Genomic DNA, 9,169 nt, shown 5'->3' with positions numbered 1-9,169 from the left:
TTAACACCTTCTACAATGGAAGCAAACTTCTGCTTCTGTTGAACAGGTTCTAACCCAAGTTCCTTAGCGACAGCATTCGCTACGTCAATATCAAAGCCTGTCATCTCACCACTAGCATTCGTCATACTGAATGGGCGAAATTCTCCAGAAGCCGCAAAAGTGAATTTTCCATCTTCTACTAGTTTATAATCAGAGCTGGATTCATCAGAACCTTCTGAAGTACTTTCACTATCATTTGTATCACCCGAAGTGCTTTCCCCTTCATCACTGCTGCCGCATGCGGCAAGCGTGAACATCATTAGAAGACTAAGAGTGATCATAAAAAACCATTTTTTCATAAAGTCCAAATCCTCCCCTTCATCGATTTGTTACATCCCTGTAATAAATGTCACACTCTTAATTATATCGATTGTTCAAAGTTTTCCCAAAATTTAAAATGGATTGTATTTGTCTAAAAAATCGAAAAAGATTAGGTTTGTCCTAAAAATGTATAGAAATCCTTATAAATGCACCTATATCCTTCAAAATAATTCAAATATGTATAAAAATTCAGCGAAATCTATGATTATTACAAATTAAAAAACCACTTCTTACGTAAAGAAGTGGTTTCTAATTATAGATTCAAGTGGGATAGCATGGTTCTCCATGCTACATCTTTTCCTTCTCCCGTTTCCGAAGAAAAAGGAATAAGCGCGTCTTCTTCTTCCATTTCAAGAACTTCCCGAATCAGATTCAATTGTTTTTTTCGCTGACCTTTTTTAATTTTATCAAGCTTCGTAGCTATGACCATCACAGGCAAACCGAAGTGCTTTAAATAATCATACATGATCTGATCATCTTCCGTCGGCTTATGACGAACATCGATGACAAGAGCAGTCGCACGCAACTGCTCTCGTTCAGCGAAGTATTCTTCCATCATTTTGCCCCATTTTTCACGTTCCTTTTTAGAAACCTTGGCATAACCATACCCTGGAACGTCTACAAAATGAAATTTGTCATTAATAATATAGAAATTCAACGTTTGTGTTTTCCCTGGCTTTGAGGACGTACGAGCAAGGTTCTTACGTTGAATCATTTTGTTGATGAACGAAGATTTTCCTACGTTCGATCTCCCAGCCAAGGCAATCTCTGGGATCGGTGCTTTCGGATACTGTTTTTTACTTGCTGCACTGATGACGATGTCAGCTGTATTAACCTTCATGTTTTTCCTCCACTAGTGCATGTTTCAAGACTTCATCTAAGTGTTTGACTGGAACAAAGGTCAACCCTTTGCGGACACTGTCAGGAATATCTTCTAAATCCTTCTCATTATCTGCCGGAATGATGATTTTAGATAATCCAGCTCTGTGTGCACTTAATGACTTCTCTTTCAATCCACCAATCGGCAGGACACGGCCTCGTAAGGTGATTTCACCAGTCATCCCGACTTCTTTCCTGACAGGACGTCCCGTCAATGCAGAAACGAGAGCCGTTGCCATTGTAATTCCCGCTGATGGACCATCCTTTGGTGTAGCCCCTTCAGGTACGTGGATGTGAATATCATTTTTCTCTACAAAATCAGCGTCGATGTTTAATTCTTGTGCTCTTGATCTGATATAACTGAAAGCGGCTTGAGCCGACTCTTTCATAACGTCACCCAGTTTACCAGTCAGCGTCAAGTGTCCCTTTCCTGGATAGATGGACACCTCGATGGATAACGTATCTCCACCAGCTGTTGTATAAGCAAGGCCTGTAGCTGCGCCGATTTGGTCTTCTAATTCTGCTTGACCATAACGGAATTTCGGACGTCCTAACAATTCTTCTAATTGTTTTTCAGTCACAACGACGCGCTGTTTATCACCAGCTACGATAATTTTGGCAGCTTTACGACAAAGACTGGCAAGTTCACGTTCCAATCCACGGACTCCGGCTTCCCTCGTGTACCTGCGAATCAGCTTGAGCAATGCTTCTTCACGAATTTGGATTTGTCCTTTTTTCAACCCATTCGCGTTCACTTGCTTCTGTAGCAAGTGCTCTTTTGCAATGTGCAATTTTTCCACTTCCGTGTAACCTGCAATCGTGATCACTTCCATACGATCCCTTAAAGGACCTGGTATAGACGCCATATTATTCGCAGTGGCTACGAACATCACTTTTGACAAGTCATAATGTTCTTCGATGAAGTGGTCGCTGAACGTACCATTTTGTTCTGGATCCAATACCTCAAGCATGGCAGATGAAGGATCGCCCCTGAAATCACTTGCCATTTTATCAATTTCGTCTAATAAAAAGACTGGATTAACAGTTTCCGCACGTTTCATCCCTTGAATGATCCGCCCTGGCATGGCACCGATATACGTTCGTCTGTGACCACGAATCTCGGCTTCATCACGGACGCCCCCCAGTGAAATGCGAACGAATTTACGATTGATTGCTCGAGCGATTGATTTGGCAAGGGAAGTTTTCCCTACCCCTGGCGGACCAACCAAACAAAGGATTGGCCCCTTGATTGTTTGCGTCAGCTTTTGGACAGCCAAATACTCCAACACTCGTTCTTTCACTTTTTCTAAGCCATAATGGTCTTCATCAAGAATCGTTTCTGCATGCTTAACATCCAGATTATCTTCTGTCTCGCTCGCCCATGGAAGGGAAACCAGCCACTCAAGATAATTACGGATGACTGAACTTTCCGCCGAGCTTTGAGGGACTTTCTCATATCGCCCCAGTTCTTTCAACGCGACCTTCTCTACACGCTCAGGCATCTCAGACTGCTCGATTTTCTCTTTCAGTTGAGCGACTTCCCCGGATTTGCCGTCTTTGTCCCCAAGCTCATTTTGGATAGCTTTCATTTGTTCACGCAGGTAATATTCTTTCTGCGTCTTCTCCATAGACTTCTTCACACGCTGTCCAATTTTCTGTTCGATCTGAAGAACCTCTCGCTCGTTTCCGATCAGTTCAATCAATTTTTGTAGACGCTTTTTCACATTTTCCGTCTCAAGGATTTTCTGTTTGTCTTTCAATTTTACTGGCAAATGAGAGGTGACCATATCAGCCAAATGACTTGGATCATCGATATCTGAGACTGTATTATACGTCTCCTGGCTGACTTTTTTAGACACTTTGACATACTGCTCGAATTGACTCATCAATGTCCGCATGAGTGCTTCTTCTTCGTTCTTATCCTCATGCTCATCTTCAAGCTTGTGAATGTCCGCCTGGTAAAACTCCTCACCTTCGTTCAATTCATTAATCATTGCACGATAAAGCCCTTCCACCAGTACGCGGTTCGTACCGTTCGGAAGCTTGACCATCTGTTTCACGCGCGCCACCGTACCGACGGTGTACATATCATCGGTGGAAGGATCATCAATATTCACTTCTTTTTGTGATACTAGAAAGATTTCGTTATCGTCCATCATGGCTTGCTCAAGAGCATTGACGGATTTTTCTCGACCAACATCAAGGTGCAGAACCATCGATGGGTACACTAACAATCCTCTCAGAGGAAGGAGTGGGATTTGAGTTCTTTGTTTATCTGTCATTGCATGCACCTCCGTATAATGCAAATACGTATTCTAATCATATATAAATCCTATTGGAAAGTAAACGAAAGAAAACTGTAGTATTTCAACGTTGAAACCCCTTCACACGACAGCGTCAAGGGGCCCTATTACAAATGATATCCATATTATGAGCATGAACCGAGACTTTCATCCTCAATTTTAAAACAGGAAGAGGCCGGGGACTATTCACCTTTATGTACCTATTCCCTTAGTTATAAAGCCTTACTCCATTAGAATATTGAAGCCGCGCTACAGTTGGATGCAGCGCGGCTTAGTAATAATCATGAAGTACCCTAAAGCTGATTAAGCACTCTCTTTAGGAGATTCTTTATTCTCATCTTCAACCGTTCCATCTGTCAAAATAAGCTTAGGACGACCGTTTTCCGCAATCACCGTATCCTTCGTAATGATACATTTTTCAATGTCATCACGGGATGGAAGTTCATACATGACGTCTAACATGATGCCTTCAATGATAGAACGGAGACCACGAGCTCCCGTTTTACGTTCAATCGCCAGACGCGCGATTTCGCGAAGAGCTTCCTCTTCGATTTCAAGCTCGACATGATCGATTTGGAAGAGTTTTTGATACTGCTTCACAAGCGCATTCTTAGGTTTTGTCAGAATTTCAACGAGTGCATCTTCATCCAATTGCTCCAAGCTTCCGATTACTGGCAGACGGCCGATGAATTCCGGAATTAAACCGTAACTCAGCAAGTCCTCTGGTAGTACTTTGGTAAGCAATTCTTTCTTCTCGGATTCACTTGAGCTCTGCTCTGAACCGAAACCAATAACCTTCTTACCTAGACGGCGTTTAATGATTTGATCAATTCCGTCGAACGCCCCACCCACAATGAACAACACATTCGTTGTATCAATCTGGATGAATTCTTGATGAGGATGCTTACGTCCACCTTGTGGAGGTACACTCGCTTGCGTGCCTTCAAGAATTTTCAGCAACGCTTGCTGTACACCTTCCCCTGACACATCACGTGTGATGGAAGGGTTTTCTGATTTACGGGCAACTTTATCGATTTCATCAATATAGATGATTCCTTTTTCAGCTTTCTCCACATCATAATCAGCGGCCTGAATCAGTTTTAGAAGAATGTTTTCTACGTCTTCCCCTACATAACCGGCTTCTGTCAATGAAGTGGCATCAGCAATTGCGAATGGAACATTCAAAATACGTGCTAATGTTTGGGCAAGTAATGTTTTACCACTCCCTGTAGGTCCCAGCATAAGAATGTTACTTTTCGATAGTTCAACATCATCGTTTTTCACACCTGCGTTGATCCGCTTGTAGTGGTTATAAACAGCCACAGACAAGTTTTTCTTCGCCTGGTCTTGGCCGATGACATAATCGTTAAGAATTTCACGGATTTCCTGAGGTTTTGGAACCTCTTTGAATTCCACTTCTTCTTCATTACCAAGCTCTTCTTCCACAATTTCAGTACATAATTCAATACATTCATCACAAATATATACGCCAGGCCCTGCGACAAGCTTACGAACTTGATCCTGACTTTTACCGCAGAAAGAACATTTCAGTTGTCCTTTTTCATCGTTAAATTTAAACATACGTTTCACCCCTTAATAAAATGACGCAATAGTTGCGACTGAAGTTTTAAGATACGACTTAAACGATTCAGTTCTTTTGCTCATCATACCAAATAAACTCCAAACAAAAAAGCAATACCTATTAGAGGTGTGCGAGACTCTATTGCACCACCCTCATTATGTAGATATGTGAATGATAAGTCAAACAAAAGAAAGCTCTATTATTTATATGTAAAACAATGGTTGTATCATTCATGGTGTCCATGAACGATTGAGGTTATACAGGACAATTTAAGAAAATATATGAGAAGACAAGGCATGATTGTCACACCTTGTCTTCTTCATTTGTTATTCAGATTTGCTGTTTGCAACTAGAACGTCGATCGCTTTACGAACTTTAAGATCTTCTTTGATCATGTCCGTGTTGCCACCAAGCATTTGCGTCAATTGTGCAACATCTGTCTGGTACATGGAAGCCATGTTTTCAAGCTCAGCGTTTACATCTTCGTCAGAAACTTCAACGTTTTCTGCTTCAGAGATCGCTTCTAGAGTCAAGTTTGTTTTCACGCGCTTCTCAGCATCTTCTTTCATTTGCTCGCGAAGGGCATCTTCATCTTGACCCGTGAACTGGAAGTACATGTCTTTCGTCATGCCTTGCATTTGAAGACGCTGTTCGAATTCTTGAACCATACGATCAAGTTCAGTTTGAGTCATCGCTTCAGGAATTTCAACCTCTGCGTTTTCAGATGCTTGTTTTACAAGTGAATCACGCTTGTGGTTGTCGGCTTCTGTCTTTTTCTGCTCTTCAAGACGCTCACGAGTTTTCTTCGTTAGTTCGTCAAGAGATTCGACATCTTCATCGACATCTTTCGCAAATTCGTCGTCAAGCTCTGGAAGTTCTTTCCCTTTAATTTCGTGGATCTTAACTTTAAATGTAGCTTCTTTACCAGCAAGATCTTCCGCATGATATTCTTCTGGGAAAGTAACAGTAACGTCTGTTTCTTCTCCGGCTTTTTTACCAACGAGCTGCTCTTCGAAGCCAGGAATGAATGAACCAGAACCTACTTCTAGAGAGTAGTTATCCGCTTGTCCACCTTCAAATGCTTCTCCGTCAACGAATCCTTCGAAGTCCATAACGACTGTATCGCCGTCCTCAACTTCGCCTTCTTCTTTAACGACAAGCTCAGCTTGTTTTTCTTGCATTTGTTTCAGTTCATTTTGAACGTCTTCATCAGTAACTTCTGTGCTAAGTTCTTCTACTTCAAGGCCTTTGTACTCGCCAAGTTTCACTTCTGGTTTCACTGTAACTTCAGCAGTGAATACGAGGTCTTTGCCTTTTTCGATTTCTTTAACATCTACTTCTGGACGATCAACTGGCTCGATGCCTGTTTCTTCTACAGCTTCTGTGTAAGCTTGTGGAAGAATGATGTCAAGCGCATCCTGGTATAGAGACTCTACACCGAAACGGCTTTCGAACAATTTACGAGGTACTTTACCTTTACGGAATCCTGGTACTTGTACCTGTTTAACAACTTTTTTAAAGGCTTGGTCAAGTGCTTTGTCGAACTCACTTGCAGGTACTTCTACTGTTAAAGTACCCTGATTGCCTTCTTGCTTTTCCCATTTTGCTGACATAGAAAATTCCCTCCAACATCTATTCTTTCAATTTCGTCAATGACGATTGTTCGTTGATTCTATGACTCTTTATACATACGAATCTAATTTGCAACCACTATATTATAACATAAACATACGGGCTTTCAAGAATTGTCCTCAAGTGTTCAGTAATTTCACGATGATTCGCCAACAATCAACAAATAGTGCTGTTCACAAAGCTCAATTTCTTCCTTATATTGTTGCACTTGTTCGTATTCCTCATCTGATCGATAAGGAAGCTGCAAATACTGATGCCCCAGTTGCTTCAATGCTTCAACAATGACTGGAACTTCATGTTCATCAGGAAAAACAGGGTAGCGAACATAGCAGTAGTGGGAGAGGAATTGATTGATCATGTCATACATACTAGGATTGCTCTGCTCAATACTGCTAAGTCTCATTTGAATCTGTTTCAGAATGTAGTCTGACTGCAATTGATTCAACTCAAATGGATTGACCTCAATTTCCTGTCCGAACTTTTGTATAGTAAGCGTCTGGTCTACTTGACTATCTCTGAACCATTCAATGATTGCCGTTTTAATAATCGGGTGAGTCACTTTATTCTGCAGCACACTTACAAATGTATCGATATAAGACTGGGCCGGCTGTTTTTTCAACTTTTGAATAAGCCCCCATTGCTCGCGGACATCTTCTTTCTCTAGAGCTTCTAGAAAATCACTATGTAATTGCTCACCTTTTTCTTTCTGATCGTCCTCCAATAACTTTCTGCTCACTTCATACATCTGCCAAAGCTGCGTTCGGCTCTGATGGGGGATATTTTCCTCTTCGAATACCTCATCAAGTAAATCTACGATATCCTGATAGCGATTGGATTGAAACAGAATGGTTATGTATATATGTAAGTAATGGTAGTACTGATCCATATTTTCTTTCATCTGTTTTTGACACAGTTCTTCAGCATCGTCAAAATTCCCCAACTCTATCCAACTCATCAAAATCCCTGTGACCACATCATCCGACGCCACACCATAATCTAATAAAGGCTGCAAAGCTTCCAAAGCATCTCTGTATCTCTTTTCTTTCAATGCTTGAAGACCGACGTTCTCCAATGTCGATTTCCATTTGGGGAACATCACAATATTCCCTTCATTTTTATCCATAAGCCACCCTTCCCTATACCTATAAATTCGCTTCTTCCCTATTCTTTCCTTTATCCATTAAAAACAAACACGTTCCTTATCTCTAATCAAGCCTAATCACTAATTGAGTTTATTAGGTAATCATAAAGCAGTTGCACTTGAAAAACAATGGATTCATTTAAATGTTCATCAGTCAAGAAATAGAATTATCTCTTAACGTTCGACAGCATGCGATTTCTCACTATTTTGTTTTTCAAAAAAAACTCATGATCTCTCTTTAAAACAGGAGGTTCGACTCATGTGGAAAAAATTTTTTTTGTTAGAATAAGTAAATGTGATTTAAATTTTAAATAAGAAAATAATGTAAGGGGTTGTGAGGGTTGTCACTGCTTGATGATCAAACATTGCTTGAGACTTATCTTGAGTCAATCAAATTGCAATTAGATGATGATTTTGTTCACTTAGTATCCCAGGAAATCGACAAAAGGGAAATAAAAATTCCTGTACAATAATTGCTTTCATACATGACTAAACACCGTGACGTTGCTGACTAGAATACAGTAACGTTTTTTAGATAAAGCATTGAAAAGGCAGACACTCCCAAGTGGGAATGTCTGCCTTTTTTAATGGAGACTCTGTTATCGGAATTACTCCCTTACTGAACCTGAATGGAAAGGGACATTACTGATGGTTCTGGCTCTGGTTTTGACTCTGACCAGACATCTTTGCTAATCCCGGTAAAACATTTTGCAGCTGACCGCCTTGACCTGTCATCATACTGTAGGTCGCTGCTCCAATACCAACGGAGGCTACGATCGGTAACCATTGAATATTTCTATTCTTCATCGGACTTCACTCCCCACATTGTTTGCCGTTGTGGCCTTATTATATTGTGAAAAGAATGCCCTTTCTATCCTTGAGAACTTCTTCCTTGAGCCTACACTTTTTTCCTAATGAAACCTCTGTAAATGAAAAATACCGGCCAAAAGGTCAAGACTAACAGCAATTGATACATGTATATGGATTGTTCTTCCTTTGATACTGGTTCTGGCTCTTTTGTCTTCACGCATAAAGCGAGGCCGATAAGAAAATAAATAAACACAAACATCTCCACCACTCCTCTGTATATATCGTATGAGTGGGGACATGGAATGGTTTTACAAATCACGCTTTGCATCCTTTTTAAGACGAGTTTCTTCATTATTATATAAAATTTTGTCGAACGCTTTTTAGCACCTAAGCATAGTGGCCTCCGATTTTTTTACTTCGCTCGATGGTGACGCCGCCACTTGTATAGCTGCTCGCTCTCAG

The 9,169-nt window shown here is 40.8% G+C and carries 9 protein-coding genes; 1 reads left to right on the top strand and 8 read right to left on the bottom strand.

The annotated features are described in order from the left end of the window. The 6 genes from LD39_RS02175 to LD39_RS02150 form a co-directional block, all read right to left on the bottom strand. Nucleotides 1–338: transporter substrate-binding domain-containing protein (locus LD39_RS02175; protein WP_035542408.1), on the bottom strand; the 338-nt coding region annotated here is incomplete at its 3' end. A gap of 275 nt (nucleotides 339–613) precedes the next feature. Beyond that, entirely contained in the window at nucleotides 614–1,201 is a 588-nt protein-coding gene (gene yihA / locus LD39_RS02170; RefSeq protein ID WP_035542406.1) for a ribosome biogenesis GTP-binding protein YihA/YsxC, read from the bottom strand. After that, the gene (gene lon, locus LD39_RS02165) at nucleotides 1,191–3,521 is read right to left on the bottom strand and encodes an endopeptidase La (protein WP_035542405.1); all 2,331 of its coding nucleotides are present in this window, start codon (nucleotides 3,519–3,521) and stop codon (nucleotides 1,191–1,193) included. The genes yihA and lon overlap by 11 nt, the downstream gene beginning before the upstream one ends. A 324-nt stretch (nucleotides 3,522–3,845) precedes the next feature. Further along, a complete protein-coding gene (gene clpX, locus LD39_RS02160) occupies nucleotides 3,846–5,123 on the bottom strand; it encodes an ATP-dependent protease ATP-binding subunit ClpX (protein ID WP_035542404.1) in 1,278 nt (425 codons plus the stop codon). Nucleotides 5,124–5,450: 327 nt separating this feature from the next. Beyond that, on the bottom strand, nucleotides 5,451–6,737 hold the full coding sequence (gene tig, locus LD39_RS02155) for a trigger factor (RefSeq protein WP_035542403.1): 1,287 nt from the start codon (nucleotides 6,735–6,737) through the stop codon (nucleotides 5,451–5,453). A 155-nt stretch (nucleotides 6,738–6,892) separates the two neighbouring features. Further along, a complete protein-coding gene (locus LD39_RS02150; RefSeq protein WP_035542402.1) occupies nucleotides 6,893–7,879 on the bottom strand; it encodes a tetratricopeptide repeat protein in 987 nt (328 codons plus the stop codon). Between the two features lie 359 nt (nucleotides 7,880–8,238). Between LD39_RS02150 and sda the strand changes: the two genes are divergently transcribed. Continuing rightward, a complete protein-coding gene (gene sda, locus LD39_RS21920; RefSeq protein WP_081988234.1) occupies nucleotides 8,239–8,370 on the top strand; it encodes a sporulation histidine kinase inhibitor Sda in 132 nt (43 codons plus the stop codon). 169 nt (nucleotides 8,371–8,539) lie between these two features. On the opposite strand, the gene LD39_RS22935 is transcribed toward sda, so the two are convergent. Continuing rightward, complete coding sequence (locus tag LD39_RS22935; protein WP_197061377.1) at nucleotides 8,540–8,704, bottom strand: hypothetical protein; 165 nt, start codon at nucleotides 8,702–8,704, stop codon at nucleotides 8,540–8,542. Nucleotides 8,705–8,795: 91 nt separating this feature from the next. Further along, nucleotides 8,796–8,966: a hypothetical protein gene (locus LD39_RS22455; RefSeq protein WP_156112552.1), complete on the bottom strand. Its 171-nt coding sequence runs from the start codon at nucleotides 8,964–8,966 to the stop codon at nucleotides 8,796–8,798. Nucleotides 8,967–9,169: the final 203 nt, after the last annotated feature.

It is taken from the genome of Halobacillus sp. BBL2006 (assembly GCF_000786645.1).
Classification (GTDB): domain Bacteria; phylum Bacillota; class Bacilli; order Bacillales; family Halobacillaceae; genus Halobacillus.
Note: the sequence above shows the minus strand (reverse complement) of the source record. Positions and strands in the feature narration are given on the sequence as shown.